This is a genomic window from Arthrobacter sp. 05T423 (genome assembly GCF_056396245.1).
In genome coordinates, this window is record NZ_JBFTLC010000017.1 from 66,966 (window position 1) to 81,132 (window position 14,167).

A 14,167-nucleotide genomic window follows, 5' to 3' on the forward strand; every position below is an offset into this window, starting at 1 on the left:
AGCCGCTGTAGCCGCACGGCGGACACCCGCACCGTAGTGAAAAGAGCCATCATGGCACATTCACAGTTCGACCAATTCCTCAGCGAAGCCACCTATTGTGACCGGGAGTCCGATTCGGCTCTTGGCGGGGATTCCTTTTACGGCCTGTACACCAGCTGGTGTTACCTGTCGGGTAACGCTCCGCAATCGGAGCACGTTTTCTGGGCCGCAATGAAACAGCGCGTCAGTCCCGGCCAGTGCCTGAAGATGAAGGGCCCGGCCGCTGCGGACTTTATCCTTTCCAGCTACCAGGCCGTGGTCTGAGCCTCCGGCTGTGACATCCTCGAACACTTACATTCCCCGTGGCGCCCATCAGCCACGGGGAAAGCAGCCCTGGTGCCCCGGGTGCGATACCGACGTTCATTTGTTGGTGGAATCCCCGGCTGTCACTGACGGGCGGACAGGCATTCTGGCCGTCGCCCTCCACTGCTCGAATTGCCGCCTGTCAAGGGTCTTTGACACCACCGCAGAATACATCGCCACCCTTCCTGCCTGTTCGGCATCAAAAGCCGGCCCCGGCGCCCTTGCGACGGGATCAACAAAGGATCAAACATGACGAACACCCTTCACACCGAACCACTAAACACCGCCGTCTTGAGGAAAATGACTCCTATCTGCATCGATGCTTTTGACCTCACACCGGAAGGCCTCGCCGACGCCCCGGCCCACCAAGAGGACCACGGAAGCATCGTCCATACCGGAAACAGCTAACCACCGATGCCCCCTCGGCCCCGGAACGATACACGGATCAAATTAGCAAAAATCACAGAAACCCACGGAGCGCGTAATGAGCACTGCCCGGACCTTCGAATCAATCGTCGTAATCTTCAACCCCAACAGCACCGGTGATGCGCCCAAACTCGCTGAGGAGCTCAAAGCCAGCCTTGCGGGCCTTCTTCCGTACGCTGCCGACATCACACTCCAACCCACTGCCCGCGCCGGCCATGCCGTCGAACTTGCCCGTGAAGCCGCCGGCGGCGGCCGAAACGTGCTCGTTGTTTCTGTCAGCGGGGACGGCGGCTACAACGAGGTTGTGAACGGCGTGATGCAGGCTGGCAACCCGAACGCGGTGTGTGCCGTGAAGGCAGCAGGTAACGCCAACGACCACCGCCGCACCACGCGCACCCAGCCGCTCGAGGCAGCCATCGCCGGCGGCAAGGTGCGGCACATCGACCTCCTGAAGATGACAACAGGCGCGAACACCGGCGCCCCCATGGAATACGCCCACTCCTACATCGGGTTCGGCCTGACGCCGGTCATGGCCATCGACCTGGAAAAAGGCAGCAAAGGCGCCCTGAAGGAGATGTTCTCCGTGATGCGCACCTTCTCGAAATTCAAACCATTCGAGATCCGGCAAGCAGACGGCAAGCGACGCAAGTTCGACAGTCTCGTCCTGGCCAACATCGCCGAAATGGCAAAGTACGCCACCCTCAGCGAAGCCGACGACGCAGCATCCGACGGGAAATTCGAAGTGGTGATCTTTCCCCACAGGTCAAAGCTCCGCGTGCTGCTGACCGCGCTGCGGGCCACCACTCAGGGCCTGGGGGACCAGCCCAGCGTGAATAGCTACCGATTCACAACCCTCAAACCCATCCCGTACCAAATCGACGGAGAAGTGCAATCCGTCGAAGCAAATACCGCGGTCACAATTGAATGTGCACCGGCCGCCCTAGCGACGCTAGGGTAACCACACACCGCCTCCACCTGGCAGACCGTGAAAGGACATCCGGTGCAAGCCAACAACGATCAATCCCCGGGCAATGTACCGTCTCGGATACCGTAGGTGATGTCCACGCCGGAGTAAATTGCCGCAAAGATCAGCAGCGAGTCAAGAATCGAGTGGAAGAGTTGAAGCCCTGCCAGCAGGAACCCACCGATGATGGTGGCAACGATGCGGGCGACATCATTGTTGCTGCCCTGCTGCATCCGCCGCTTCCCCGAAAACATCCACAGTCCGGTCCGGTCCGGCGCCGGTACAACCGAATCCGAAGCCCAGGGTGTGGAGACTGTCCACACTCCTCCTTCTGGCCGCTTTTGATCCAGCACCACGAGATCTGCCACAGTCTTGGCCAACCCTGTGGGCTACGCCTTCATGCCGCCCACTGTAATCACACTCCGGTGCGTAAGCCGATGCTATGTATACGGCGTCGTCCGAGCACCGGCGTTCGCGCCAAGTGGCAGGCGGGGAATTTACGATCGTCGTGGTGTTACACCTCCTTTGAACATCTCCTGGGCGACACAATGGAAGAAGGCATGACTAGAACCTTCCCATGCGGAGCACAGCCGAAAAAAGCCCGGCGGGACAAGTAGCTCAGATCAGCTTCCATGCCAGCAGCTAGCAGCGCAGCGTCCGCTGGCACTACTTCTCAGTTCGAGGCCTGTCCTGTTTCATTAGGTCGCCTACCCATGGCAGGTAGCCCCGGTGGAAAGCCATCCCTTCGGGTAATCCCTGGATCGATACGTTGGACCCGGAAATGTCGACGGTGATCGGACCGGCGCCCATCGGCGCGTTGGTGATGTGCAAGTAGCCATAGGACTCAGGGAGCACGGGATCCATCCATACTCCCCCTTGGGAAACGTCCGGGTCGTAGCGCATCAGAGTTGTCACCAGCATGATGGGTGTTGTTGCTGCCCAGGCCTGCGGTGAGCACGCCGTCGGGTAGGGCACGGGCGTGGCGAACTGCTCTCGGCTGAACCCGCAGAATAGTTCGGGCAACCGTCCCGCCGAAAACTCTGCGGCCTCCAATAGGGCGGTAGAGACTCGCTGCGCTTCCGCGACAAAGCCATAGCGCATGAGACCAACTTGGATGATGGCGTTATCGTGGGGCCAGACAGAACCGTTGTGATTGCTGGCAGGATTGTAGGCGTCCATATCGGAAGCCAGTGTGCGGATGCCCCAATCGCTGAACATCTCCGGGGACGTCAACCGCTCCACCACCAGCGCCTTGTCACCATCAACAATTCCGGTCGTCAGGCAGTGGCCCATGTTGGACGCGCACGCATCGACGGGCCGTTTGTCTTTGTCCAGTGCTACAGCAAAATAGCCCTTGTCCGGCAGCCAGAACTGTTTCGTTGAACTGCCGCTTCAGACGCGCGGCGCGCTCCCGCAACTCGCCCCTTAGCTTGATCACCAGCATCATGGGCCATCCATGCTGAGGCCAGGAGGGCACCATAGACGTAACTTGTACTTCGCAAAGTGCAATGGGGGGGCTCCGCAAGGGTTCCATCGGCGAAGTTGATCCCGTCCCAGGAGTCCTTCCAGCCCTGATTGATCAAGCCTCGACCGTTGAGACGTTTATACTCGACAAAGCCGTCTCCGTCCTTATCCCCATAGTCCTGGATCCAGTCCCTCGCACGGTCCGCATGAGGCTGGAGCGCGGCGATGGTCTCCTTGGCAATCCCCCAGCGGCTCACTTCACCCAGCACAATGAGGAACAACGGTGCGGCATCCAGGCTGCCGTAGTGAACCGATTTACCGCCCAAGGCCAATCCGCTGGAGACGTCCAGCCTTACCTAATGCAGGATCTTGCCGGGTTCCTCCTCGGTCATCTGGTCTACCACCGTGCCCTGACGCTCTGCCAAGGTCTGCAATGTACCAAGGGCCAATGATGGATCGACCGGGAGTGCCATTTGTCGATGCCCACAGCGAGTCTCGTCCGAACAGGGTCATAAACCAAGGCGCCCCGGCAGCCACCACGACCCGCTCGGGATGTTGCGGATCCTCAATCCGCAAAGCGCCAAGGTCATCGTAGCTTCGCCGAAGATTCCGCTCGATCGAGCGATTGCCCATTTGCAGCACTGGTATCTTGCCCACCCACTCCTGCCGGGGCCGACGAACTGACTCCGCTGTTGCCGCTTTCACTTCCAGCGAGCTCCCCTGGCGCTCCTATGTCGGTGCTCTCGGCGATGATTGTCCGGTGCCTGCCCATTCCGATTCGAAGCGCCCGCCCCGCCGAGGCCGTCCCGCCGGGGCGCATGCGACATGACATCTCGGAGGACCGGATCCTCCTGCACACGATCCAGACGGCGGACGCGTTCGGTGCGCTCCTTTCCAATGGAGCTCTCCGGTCCGCCCCGGCCCTGGCGGAGCCGCCGTTGCACGCGGACGGCTACGACTGTATGTTCCGGCAGATGGATGCACGGGAACTGCGTGGCGACGACGTCTTGCAGGCCGTCCGGATGAAGGCTGACCGCTGCACACCGTCTGTAAAGCCAAGCTGTACTGTCAGACCGGCTAAGGCGGCCATCCGCGGCGGGGATCCGCGGAAGGGTACGCCACAACTACAGCCACCAACCGCCGCGCCGGCGCTCAGAACCCATTACGAGCGACGCAAGCTCATGGCAGCCAGAGGCTGAAGCCGGTCGCGCCCGGTAATGCCTCACGCCGGGATCCAGGAAAACAAATGTCGGGAATATCGTACATTCCGACTCCGAACTCGAAAGTACGATATATCAATCATTTCCATTTCTTGACCGTATGATTGATATATGCAACATGACGAGCTGATCCCGTTCTACAGGGCCGTAGACGCACCCTCTCTAGGGCGGGCCATCAGCGACGCGCGCAAAGAAGCCGGCCTGACCCAGAAGGACCTGGCTGCCCGGCTCAAGGTGACCCGCGGAACCATTGTCAGACTGGAGCAGGGAGAAGCGGTGTCCCTGGTCGTTGCCATGCAGGCCATCAGGATCCTGGGCCGTGACGTCGCCCTCGTGCCGCGGTTCTCGAAACTGCAGGTCCGCCCGTGAGTGCCCGGAAAAGCCTCGACGTCTTCCTCCACGGGCAGCGGATCGGTGAGCTGAAAGGCAGCGGACTTCGCCTGTCCTTTCAGTACGACCGCTCAGTCCTGGCGGAGTACGGCGCCGGCTCCATCCTGCTTTCCCTCTCCTTGCCGGTGACCAGGAACCGGATTGACGGTCCGGAAGTGTACGACTTCTTCGACGGACTCCTGCCCGAAGGCCAGGTGCGGTCCCACATCGCCAAGGAAAACGGCCTGTCCACCCCGGACGCATTCGGCCTGTTGCGGGTTCTCGGCGCTGACTGCGCCGGTGCGGTTCAAATCCTTCCGCCCGGCGAATCCCCGGACGTGCCAGGCGCCGCGACACCCATGACCGAGGATCAGGTCACGACCGCCGTGGAGTCGCTGCCAACCTGGGACCTCCCCGATGACTTCCTCATCACCGCGTCCCTGGGCGGAGTCCAGTCCAAGGTGCTGCTGACCCGCCACGGCAACGGCTGGGCATGGCCCGGCCGCGGAGCCGTATCCACCCACATCATCAAACCGGAACCCCTGGAATCAACGATCCCGGACCTCCTCGCCTCCGAGGACTGGGCGCTGCGGACGGCAGCAGCCGCCGGCATACCCGCAGCAAAGGCACACCTGCAGATGTTCGGCACCCGCCAGGCGATCGTCGTGGACCGCTTCGACAGGGGCCCGGACGGCAGCCGGCTCCACCAGGAAGACTTCACCCAGGCACTCGCACTGGCAAGCGAAGCGAAGTACGAAGGCACCTCGGCCCGCCCGTCCCGGCTGACCCGGCTCGTCACCGCAGCCGCCCCACACACGCGCGACGACGCCGCGTTCCGCAGGGACCTGCTCCGGGCGGCTACCTTCAACCTGGTCATCGGCAATGGAGACGCCCACTCCAAAAACTACTCCCTCATCCTGCGCGACGGCGGCGAGGTGCTCCTTGCTCCGCTCTATGACCTGGCGCCCACCCTGCTGCTTTATGCACCCAGTAACAACGCCGGCCATACCATCTCCGGGCAGGTCCGGCTCGGCTACATCACCCTTGAACATCTCGTACGGGAAGGCGCAGCCTGGGGCATGGACGAGGACGACGCCCGGCAAACCGCAGTGTCAGCCCTGGAGGCCGTTGCGGCCGCCGCCGCCGGATCCTGCCCTCCGGAACAACTGGGCTTCCTCCGCGACCTCGTGCCTGCGCGCGTCAAGGATCTGCTCAACGGCGGTACCGCACGCCGGTCGCTGCACTAAACCCCAGGGACCAGCGGCCGAAGGCCTTGCCCTCGGCGGAGCAAGTGTGGCGTCTGAAGGGTCGCAGTTTCCAAATGCCTGCCCGACGGCACGCCGATGATGGGGAGGCCGTTCGGGAGCAGAACGGCCACGACGGCCCACAGACGTTCACCTGATCCCCCGGGAAAGTCCGGGGACCTCTGAACGTCGAGGCGTAGTGAACTGCGGGCGCCGAGAAGGCTCTCCCCTAGCTTTTTTGATTTCCGGAGGCGTCCGTGACATCCGGGCGCTGAAGGCGAAAGTCCCGGGAGGCGCGGGCCCGGTGGGTGAGGCGTGCCTGGCCTATGCTCGCGATGACGACGTAGTGCGGGGGTACGTTGTCGCTGAGCGGAACCGCAACCACGCCGTTTGTTCCAATGCACCGGAGTAGCGCCGACGCTTTGAGAGACCATGGGGTATCCCATACCCTGATGAACCAGTGCCCGGATGTGGTCGAAGTTGCTCGAGCAGAACCGTACTCGGGGACTGACGCCGGCAGCCGCGAAAGTTTGCATTATGAGCGGTCGGGCGGGAGCGGTCGTGATCATGATGAATGGCTCCTCGGCGATTTCCCTGAGCGATACTTCCGTCCTGCCAGCTATCGGGTGTGCTTGATGCACGAGGGCGTGGGGCTTTGGCTCGTTAATCACGGTTCGCTCCAGCCCGGGCGTCAGGTCGTGGTCATACATGATGGAAAGCTCTATCCGCCCGTCGAGCAGGGCTTGTTGGAGTTCCGTCTGGCCCCCTTCGACGAAGTCAACGTCAACGTCTGGGCAATCGGCTTCCGAAGCTGCGGATGAGAAGTCCGCCTGGGGCGGATCGATGCCGGCGCCCCTGGGCCTACTCCTCGCGGTCGATCACCAGGTAGCTGAGGCCGCTCAGATCTAACCAATATTGAGTTGGTGTTTCCACCAACCGCAGCAGCACTCCTTGGCAGTCGCGGCAGCGGACCACAATGCCGGGTGCGTCGGGGAAGACCATGGCCTCGCCAAAAGCTCTAACTGAGCCGCAATGCCTACAGCGTCCGAGCGCCGCGATGATGTCGATGCGGAACACTTCGGACAGGGCGCCGGCTGTGGCGTTCCCGTCCACATACGGAATCGGGTCATGGGGTGATGCTGCAATGTCCTGGTCTTCCGAGTCCGGGACAGCGTTGCCGTCGGCGTCGTTCACCGGATACCTCCCGTCCCGCCAAACCGTTCGGTCTTTATCGACTCCGGCGAATAGCCGGCCATCACGAGCCAGTCCGCAACGGTCTCCACGAATACTGTTTGGCCGCAAACAAACACATCCGGATTCTCCTCAGCTGGGAAGATCTTGCCCAAAAGCGTGTCCGACGTCAGGCGCGCCGGCGTGACCGGCCAGCCCTCCGGCGTCGACCGCGTGTAGACGTAGTCGACCATCAGCTTGGCTGATTCCTGGTCCAATCGACGCAGCTCGCCGCGGTAAAGCAAAGTCTCGGGGGACTTGAGGGAATAGAGCAACCTGAAAGGGGACGCGTTGTTCGAAGCCTGATGCGCGCGGATCATCGACATCAGCGGCACCACACCGGATCCTCCCCCGATCAGCTGTATCCGATTCACATTACTCGGCCGCCAGACAAACCACCCGCCCACCGGCCCCCGGATTTCCAACCTGTCCCCGACGGACAGGTCCCGGACAAGGTAAGGCGACACTTCGCCGTCGGGCAGCTCGTCGACGGTGATTTCCAGATGCTCATCCGCACTTGCGGATGCCACCGAGTAAGAGCGGATGGCCGTGTACCCGTCGTCAGCGGTGAGGCGGACGTCAATGTGCTGGCCCGCCAGATGTCCCATTAAGCCATCCACGCGCAGCCGAATGGTCCTGGCTGTGGCGTGTTCCGGGACCCCGCCCACCACTTCAGCGACATGCCATACGGAGCTCACGGCAAGCGCCTCACGAGTACCGCTCCTCGCGCCACGGATTGCCGTGAAGATGATAGCCATTCGATTCCCAGAAACCGGGAACGTCTTCCCCTGTCAGTTGCAAACCATGAATCCACTTGGCGCTTTTCCAGAGATACAAATGCGGCACCAAAAGCCGAGCCGGACCGCCGTGGGCCCGTTCAAGAGGTTCGCCATCGAATTCCCAGGCCACCCACGCCTTGCCGCCGAGGAGGTCCCAAAGCGGAACATTGGTTGTGTAGCCGCCGAAGGAATGCGCCGTGACGAAGTTGCTGGTGGTTTTCACGTTTTCAAAGAGCGTGTCCAAGGAAACTCCACGCCACACTGTTCCCAGTTTTGACCAGCTGGTCACACAGTGAATGTCCATAGTGATTTCCTCCTGCGGCAAGGCCAAGAATTCATTCCAAGACCAGGAGAGCCGCAGGCCATTCTCAGTGGTGATGAAAAACTCCCACTCGTCGACGGGTATAAGCGGAGCAGGCCCCGCCGTCAGGACGGGAAAGTCCTGCGTTTCATGCTGCCCAGGAGGCAGTGCAGGATTCTCGGACCGCCGTCCACGGAAACCGGAAGAAATGATACCCATGATGCACCTCCGCAGTGGACCCCCACCCGGCCCAACGGCCGTTGATGCCCCAACCATAGGGCAACGTCTGGGCGTGGTCTAGGCATCAACGGATCCGAAGAGAACCGCTGCCGCGGTTATCGAATGGCGTAAAGGGCAGGCGCAGCTTGTCCACTTGGCACTCGGCGTCACCGACGAAACCGCCGTCGAGCTTTTCCGGGCGTCAGATGTGGCGCCATTGAGCCGCTCGAACACGACACAGAACTCATCCCTCCGCTCCCCAGCGCATTTCCTGCCCGCTGGCTGTTCTCCGATTAACGACAACACGTCGTTGCAACCCATGTCGTGGCCCAGCCGCGCCGACCTGGCCCAGAAGGCGGCAAACCAGTACGCCCGATCGACGACCGCGCGGCCGACCCGCGGGTCACCAACAACCACTGGCGGGGGTGAAGTTTCGCCCCCCTCCGCCAGCGTTCCGGCGCACATCGGGTGTGTGCGGTGTTTTCAGGAAGCGCAGCATACGTTCAGGCGGAGTTGACACGATAGCTCCATGAATTCCGAAAAACCCCTGCCCAGACGCTCCCTGCTGCTAGGTACCGCTGCCACGGCGGGCGGCGCGCTGGCCCTGTCCGCCTGCTCCGTTTCACCCTCGGGCAGCACCACCGTCCCGGCGGCTCCGTTTCACCCTCGGGCAGCACCACCGTCCCGGCGGCTCCCGGCGCTTCAGCGCCACCTGGCCGTCCCTTCCGGATCGGCAAGCTCAGCGAGGTTAACGTAGGCGAGACCGCCACCGGGAAAGCAAATGGAAGGACCGTCGTTATTTTCAGACCCGAAGACCGCAAGGTCCTGGCCTATGACGCAACCTGCACGCACGCCGGTTGCCCCGTGGCCCCGGCCGGCACGAACTTCGAATGCCCCTGTCACGGCTCCACTTTCAACGGCACGGACGGCAGCGTCATCACCGGGCCGGCGCGCCGTCCTCTCATGCCCCTGACCGCCGCGATCGACGGGGATTGGATCACGGTCATCGCCTAACGGGCATCCCGCAGTACGTAGCAGTACCTTACGACGTACTAATACGGGCTGATCGGATGCCTCAATTCGTCCTGGATGGCATAGGCCGACAGCTCCCGAATGCCTCTCCCCAAATCTTGATCAGGACTACGGCTATGCGGCCATGGCGGTGAAACCTCGGCCACCCTGCAACTTGGCCGGAACGCGCCAGTTACTCACGCCGACCGGCTGAGGACGGGCCTTAAATGAGATCTGGAGAGAGCTCGTATAGGGCATAAGAGGAACCTGTACTCCTTGGCAGGTGTATCCGACTTATTGGTGCTGCTCCCCGCCGCCACAGGCCACAAATGGGTTCTTATCGGCCGACCGGTACCTCGGCGTCTCACCATTCCGTCATGTTAGTAACCCAACGTCACGACGGCGAGAAACATATGCGTCCCGAGGCTTTTCTTATCGCGATGTAACATGTACCATTGCACATATCACGTGACATAGCCCACATACCGATGGCCATTTGGTCCCCACATGGAAGATCGCTATGACCCTTTCAGACATCGCAGACGGCAAACTTGCACCACGTCTGGGCATCAAGCTAGATAACATTTCGAAGCGCTACGGCGACCACACCGTCCTCGAAGACGTGTCCTTGCACGTCGAGCCGGGGACGGTCACCGCCCTGATTGGCCCCTCCGGCGCCGGAAAGAGCACGTTCCTGCGGTGCATCAACCTGCTTGAGCGGCCCGATTCCGGCACCATCCAGGTAGCCGGGCACACGATCGAACCCGGCAGGGACGTCAACGGCCGCGACCTTGCCGCACTCCGGCGCACGGTGGGCATGGTGTTCCAGTCCTTCAATCTTTTCCCCCACATGTCTGCGATGCAGAACATCAGCTTCCCGCAGCAGAAAGTACTGGGGCGCACCAAGGAAGAAGCTGACGCACGCTCGATGGAATTGCTGGAGCGCGTTGGCCTCAAGGAGAAGGCTGACCAGCACCCGGGGAGGTGCTCGGGCGGCCAGCAACAACGCATCGCCATCGCGCGGGCGCTGGCGCTTGATCCGAGCATCATGCTGTTCGATGAGCCGACGTCGGCCCTAGACCCCGAGGTGGGGCTGGAGGTCCTGGCCGTCATGCGCGAACTGGCGGCCGATGGCATGACGATGATTGTCGTTACCCATGAGATGCAGTTCGCCCGCGATGTTTCCGACACACTCGTGGTGATGGCGGATTGCAAGATCATCGAACAGGGCGATCCGCGCGCCATCATGAGCGACCCGCAGGAGGACCGGACCCGCCGCTTCCTTCGTGCTGTGCTGGAGCGCTAACGTGGACGCCTTTTCAGCAGTACTCCAAGGCTTGCCCATGACTATCGTGCTGACGCTCTCGGCGTTCACCATCGGCATTCTAGGCGCCGTTCCACTCGCTGTAGGCCTGTCGTCGTCGAACATTCTTGTCCGGTTGGCGTCGCGGCTCTTCGTGGACCTCGTCCGGGGTGTGCCGATCATCGTTTGGCTGTTCCTGCTCAAGTTCGGCATCCAAATCGGCACGTTCAAATTCAACCCCGTTGGCGCGGCGATCGTCGGCCTGGGTGTCGTCTCCACGGCCTACCTGGCCGAGATCTATCGCGGAGGACTCCAGGCCGTTCCGCGGGGACAGGGCGAAGCTGCCCACGCACTGGGCCTGACCGGGGGAACCACGTTCTACGGCGTGATGGCCCCCCAGGCCTTCCGGATCGTGTCGCCGTCCATCGCGACCTACCTGACGGGCCTGCTCAAGGACTCCTCGATCGCCTCCACCATCATCGTTGCCGAGATGGTCTTCCAGTCCCAGTCCTTCGCCCGGCAGCACCCGACAGTCGAGGGGATCCTGCCCTACATCCTGGTGGGCATCCTTTATATCGTGCTTAGCCTGCCGGTAGCGTACCTGTCCCGCAGACTCGATTTCCGCATGAGGAAGGCTGTTTACGCATGACCTGGCTTACCGAATGGGCGGCATATCTGCCGCAGATGATGTCCGGCCTCAGCGTCAGTCTCCTGATCGCAGGGGTGTCAATCGTCGTCGGCTACCCGCTGGGGCTGATCCTCAGCCTCATGGTGAGCGCGAAAAACCTGGCCGTCCGCACTCTGGCGCTTGCCGTCGTCGAAATCGGCCGCGGGGCACCAGCCCTGGTGATCCTGTACCTCTTCTACTACGGCCTGCCGAAGTTCGGCATCGCCTTCGAAAGCATCACTGCGGCGTGCCTGGCCCTGGTCTGGAACTCGGCCGCTTACTCGTCCGAGATCATGCGGGCCGGCATCCAGTCCGTAGGCCGCGGACAGCTCGAAGCATCCAACGCCCTCGGGCTCGCCCAGCGGCACACGTTTTTCAGGGTGATCCTTCCGCAGGGCATGCGCTCGGCAATCCCGGGGCTGATGGGCGTGGCCATCCAGATGTTCCAAGGCACCTCCCTGGCCTACGCCATCGCAGTCCCCGAGCTGATGAAATCCGCGTACAACATCGGCAGCCAGGACTTCAATTATCTGCAGATCTTCGCCCTCGCCGGCCTCTGCTACGCAGTCATTTCGATGCCGGCAACGTGGATCACCGTCTTCTTCGAAAAACGCCTGGCCCGCCACGCCTAACCCGACCCAACGTTCCATCACTCCCCCAACCGATCACACAGGAGCCATCATGATCAACAATCGCATCAAGACCCCAGGACTTCTGACGGTGAGCGCACTCGCGCTCGGCCTCACTCTCTCTGCCTGCGGAGGGGCCACGGAGGCAGGCACTTCAGGGTGCACCCCCAAGCACGCCAACATCCAGACCGTCGCCCCCGGCAAGCTCACCATCGGGGTCATCGACATCCCCCCGTTCAGCAGCTACGGTTCCGGCAAGCCAACAGGCATCGACATCCAGATCGTCAACAAGATCGCCAAGGACGAATGCCTCGAACCCGCATACCAGCAGGCCACCTACGCCGATGCCGTGCAGTCCATCTCCGGCGGAAACATCGACCTCGCCCTAGGGACAATCGACGCCACCGAGAAGCGGCTCAAGGCCGTCGATTTCTCCGCTTCCACGTACCTTGACGGTATGGGCATCGTCTCCAAGTCCGGCGCCACGACGGTGGCCGACCTGGAGAAGATGAACAAGGTGGGCACCATCGATGGCTACCTCTGGGTCGAGGACCTCAAGAAGATCCTGGGCGACCGCCTGGTGACGTACCCGAGCAGCGTTGAGCTGAAGGCCGACTTCGACGCCGGGCGCCTCGACGCGGACGTCGACGCCTACGGCGTGCAGGTGCTCCAGTTCAAGCATGCCCAGGGTGTGACCGTGGCTCTATCCAACGAAAAGCCGGACCCGCGCGTCGGTGCCATCAAGAATGCCCCCGAGGCTGCCTTCCCGATGACCAAAGGCAACACCAGCCTCAAGGAAGCGCTCGACGCCGGAATTATCGCCCAGCGCGACGACGGAACAATCGCGAAGCTCCTGACGGACGCCGGCCTGTCCGAGGGCCTTGGCAAGGTCGCAGCCCAGCAATACGTAGTTCCAGCCAGCTAGCCCCGGTTCCGCTCCCCCGCGGAACCTCATCTCCGACAAACCGTCACCGACTTCCACCTATCTGTGCAATGTCACATGTTAAGCTTGGCCGTGAGGTACGTCACGGCCGCAACACACGCGCCCAGCGTGCCAACCGAAAGGATCATCCATCATGACCGAGAGCCGCAAACCCTGGCACGGAGTGCTCGTCGCAACCGCGCTGCCGTTCAATGACGGCCTAAGCGTGGACTACGACGCTTACGCGGAGCACGTCCGCTTCCTGGCGAACGCAGGCTGCGACGGTGTAGCACCTAACGGTTCCCTGGGTGAATACCAGACCCTGAGCGAAGAGGAGCGCGCCCGGGTCATCACCACCGCCGTCGAAGCTGCCCCCGAAGGCTTCACCGTCATGGCGGGTGTGGGCGCCTATGGCGGCCTGCAAACCCGTAAGTGGGCGGAACAGGCCGCCGAAGCCGGCGCCGGCGCCCTGATGCTGCTCCCCCCGAACTCCTACCGGGCCACCGACGACGAGGTCGTGGAGCACTATCGCCTCGCAGCCTCAGTGGGCCTGCCCATCGTGGCGTACAACAACCCGATCGACACCAAGGTGGACCTGACCCCGCAACTGATCGCCCGGCTGCACGGCGAAGGTCTGATCGTCGGCGTCAAGGAATTCACCGGCGATGTCCGCCGGGCCTACGAGATCAAGGAACTCGCTCCCGAAGTGGACCTCCTGATCGGTACAGACGACACCGTCGTCGAAATGGGCCTGGCAGGTGCCGTGGGTTGGGTGGCGGGCTACCCGAACGCTATCCCGGAATCCACCCTCGAGCTCTACCGGCTCTCCACATCCGGCGACGTCGCAGACCTCGAGCGGGCCCGCAAAATCTACCGCGACCTGCACTCGCTGCTCCGCTGGGACAGCAAGACGGAGTTCGTCCAGTCCATCAAGCTGTCCATGGACGTGATCGGCCTCCGCGGCGGCGCCTGCCGGCCGCCGCGCAGTCCGCTCACCCCGGCGGTGCGCGACGCCGTCATCCGCGACACCGAAGTAGCCCTCGCCAAGGGCTACAAATAACCAACCAGGTCACGGCA

Annotated in this window: 16 protein-coding genes and 1 pseudogene; 11 read left to right on the forward strand and 6 right to left on the reverse strand. The window is 62.3% G+C overall.

The window, feature by feature from the left end; all coding sequences use genetic code 11:
* Window positions 1-51 precede the first annotated feature (51 nt).
* The 3 genes from AC1DFE_RS13840 (at window position 52) to AC1DFE_RS13850 (ending at window position 1,726) form a co-directional block, all read left to right on the forward strand.
* Entirely contained in the window at window positions 52-303 is a 252-nt protein-coding gene (locus tag AC1DFE_RS13840; RefSeq protein ID WP_476906448.1) for a hypothetical protein, read from the forward strand.
* A gap of 288 nt (window positions 304-591) precedes the next feature.
* Window positions 592-750, forward strand: a complete 159-nt coding sequence (locus AC1DFE_RS13845) for a hypothetical protein (protein ID WP_476906449.1) — start codon at window positions 592-594, stop codon at window positions 748-750.
* A 76-nt stretch (window positions 751-826) separates the two neighbouring features.
* Window positions 827-1,726, forward strand: coding sequence for a diacylglycerol/lipid kinase family protein (locus AC1DFE_RS13850; protein ID WP_476906450.1), 900 nt, complete (start codon window positions 827-829; stop codon window positions 1,724-1,726).
* A 59-nt stretch (window positions 1,727-1,785) separates the two neighbouring features.
* Here AC1DFE_RS13850 and AC1DFE_RS13855 read toward each other — a convergent pair whose 3' ends face one another.
* On the reverse strand, window positions 1,786-2,055 hold the full coding sequence (locus tag AC1DFE_RS13855; protein WP_476906451.1) for a hypothetical protein: 270 nt from the start codon (window positions 2,053-2,055) through the stop codon (window positions 1,786-1,788).
* A 343-nt stretch (window positions 2,056-2,398) separates the two neighbouring features.
* Window positions 2,399-3,871: pseudogene (locus tag AC1DFE_RS13860) on the reverse strand (amylo-alpha-1,6-glucosidase); the annotation flags it as partial.
* 656 nt (window positions 3,872-4,527) lie between these two features.
* On the opposite strand from AC1DFE_RS13860, the gene AC1DFE_RS13865 reads away from it, so the two are divergent.
* Together AC1DFE_RS13865 and AC1DFE_RS13870 are read left to right on the forward strand one after the other, a co-directional pair.
* Window positions 4,528-4,785 carry a helix-turn-helix transcriptional regulator gene (locus AC1DFE_RS13865; protein ID WP_476906452.1) on the forward strand — a complete coding sequence of 86 codons (258 nt, stop codon included), beginning with the start codon at window positions 4,528-4,530 and terminating at the stop codon, window positions 4,783-4,785.
* Entirely contained in the window at window positions 4,782-6,032 is a 1,251-nt protein-coding gene (locus AC1DFE_RS13870; protein WP_476906453.1) for a type II toxin-antitoxin system HipA family toxin, read from the forward strand. Before AC1DFE_RS13865 ends, AC1DFE_RS13870 begins: the two co-directional genes overlap by 4 nt.
* Here the strand turns inward: AC1DFE_RS13870 and AC1DFE_RS13875 are convergent.
* From AC1DFE_RS13875 to AC1DFE_RS13890, 4 genes are read right to left on the reverse strand one after another with little or no spacing between them, the layout of a single operon-like run.
* Window positions 6,029-6,874, reverse strand: coding sequence for a LysR substrate-binding domain-containing protein (locus AC1DFE_RS13875; RefSeq protein ID WP_476906479.1), 846 nt, complete (start codon window positions 6,872-6,874; stop codon window positions 6,029-6,031). The genes AC1DFE_RS13870 and AC1DFE_RS13875 overlap by 4 nt on opposite strands.
* 16 nt (window positions 6,875-6,890) lie before the next feature.
* On the reverse strand, window positions 6,891-7,223 hold the full coding sequence (locus AC1DFE_RS13880) for a DUF6510 family protein (RefSeq protein ID WP_476906454.1): 333 nt from the start codon (window positions 7,221-7,223) through the stop codon (window positions 6,891-6,893).
* Window positions 7,220-7,957: a ferredoxin reductase gene (locus tag AC1DFE_RS13885; RefSeq protein WP_476906455.1), complete on the reverse strand. Its 738-nt coding sequence runs from the start codon at window positions 7,955-7,957 to the stop codon at window positions 7,220-7,222. Before AC1DFE_RS13885 ends, AC1DFE_RS13880 begins: the two co-directional genes overlap by 4 nt.
* 10 nt (window positions 7,958-7,967) lie before the next feature.
* Window positions 7,968-8,558 (reverse strand): molybdopterin-dependent oxidoreductase, encoded by a 591-nt coding sequence (locus AC1DFE_RS13890; RefSeq protein WP_476906456.1) that lies wholly within the window; start codon window positions 8,556-8,558, stop codon window positions 7,968-7,970.
* A 729-nt stretch (window positions 8,559-9,287) separates the two neighbouring features.
* Between AC1DFE_RS13890 and AC1DFE_RS13895 the strand changes: the two genes are divergently transcribed.
* The 6 genes from AC1DFE_RS13895 to AC1DFE_RS13920 all read left to right on the forward strand — a co-directional run bounded on the left by AC1DFE_RS13895 (window position 9,288) and on the right by AC1DFE_RS13920 (window position 14,150).
* Window positions 9,288-9,572, forward strand: a complete 285-nt coding sequence (locus tag AC1DFE_RS13895) for a Rieske (2Fe-2S) protein (protein ID WP_476906480.1) — start codon at window positions 9,288-9,290, stop codon at window positions 9,570-9,572.
* 517 nt (window positions 9,573-10,089) lie between these two features.
* Complete coding sequence (locus AC1DFE_RS13900) at window positions 10,090-10,875, forward strand: amino acid ABC transporter ATP-binding protein (protein WP_476906457.1); 786 nt, start codon at window positions 10,090-10,092, stop codon at window positions 10,873-10,875.
* 1 nt (window position 10,876) lies between these two features.
* A complete protein-coding gene (locus tag AC1DFE_RS13905) occupies window positions 10,877-11,521 on the forward strand; it encodes an amino acid ABC transporter permease (protein WP_476906458.1) in 645 nt (214 codons plus the stop codon).
* Window positions 11,518-12,171 (forward strand): amino acid ABC transporter permease, encoded by a 654-nt coding sequence (locus AC1DFE_RS13910; protein ID WP_476906459.1) that lies wholly within the window; start codon window positions 11,518-11,520, stop codon window positions 12,169-12,171. The genes AC1DFE_RS13905 and AC1DFE_RS13910 overlap by 4 nt, the downstream gene beginning before the upstream one ends.
* 49 nt (window positions 12,172-12,220) lie before the next feature.
* Window positions 12,221-13,093, forward strand: a complete 873-nt coding sequence (locus AC1DFE_RS13915) for a substrate-binding periplasmic protein (protein WP_476906460.1) — start codon at window positions 12,221-12,223, stop codon at window positions 13,091-13,093.
* A 151-nt stretch (window positions 13,094-13,244) separates the two neighbouring features.
* On the forward strand, window positions 13,245-14,150 hold the full coding sequence (locus tag AC1DFE_RS13920; RefSeq protein ID WP_476906461.1) for a dihydrodipicolinate synthase family protein: 906 nt from the start codon (window positions 13,245-13,247) through the stop codon (window positions 14,148-14,150).
* The last annotated feature ends 17 nt before the right edge of the window (window positions 14,151-14,167 follow it).

Bases quoted from the DNA above. Each gene is read 5' to 3' on its own strand.
- AC1DFE_RS13840 (WP_476906448.1), top strand. From the start codon at position 52: ATGGCACATTCACAGTTCGACCAATTCCTCAGCGAAGCCACCTATTGT.
- AC1DFE_RS13845 (WP_476906449.1), top strand. From the start codon at position 592: ATGACGAACACCCTTCACACCGAACCACTAAACACCGCCGTCTTGAGG.
- AC1DFE_RS13850 (WP_476906450.1), top strand. From the start codon at position 827: ATGAGCACTGCCCGGACCTTCGAATCAATCGTCGTAATCTTCAACCCC.
- AC1DFE_RS13865 (WP_476906452.1), top strand. From the start codon at position 4,528: ATGCAACATGACGAGCTGATCCCGTTCTACAGGGCCGTAGACGCACCC.
- AC1DFE_RS13890 (WP_476906456.1), bottom strand. From the start codon at position 8,558: ATGGGTATCATTTCTTCCGGTTTCCGTGGACGGCGGTCCGAGAATCCT.
- AC1DFE_RS13900 (WP_476906457.1), top strand. From the start codon at position 10,090: ATGACCCTTTCAGACATCGCAGACGGCAAACTTGCACCACGTCTGGGC.
- AC1DFE_RS13910 (WP_476906459.1), top strand. From the start codon at position 11,518: ATGACCTGGCTTACCGAATGGGCGGCATATCTGCCGCAGATGATGTCC.
- AC1DFE_RS13915 (WP_476906460.1), top strand. From the start codon at position 12,221: ATGATCAACAATCGCATCAAGACCCCAGGACTTCTGACGGTGAGCGCA.
- AC1DFE_RS13920 (WP_476906461.1), top strand. From the start codon at position 13,245: ATGACCGAGAGCCGCAAACCCTGGCACGGAGTGCTCGTCGCAACCGCG.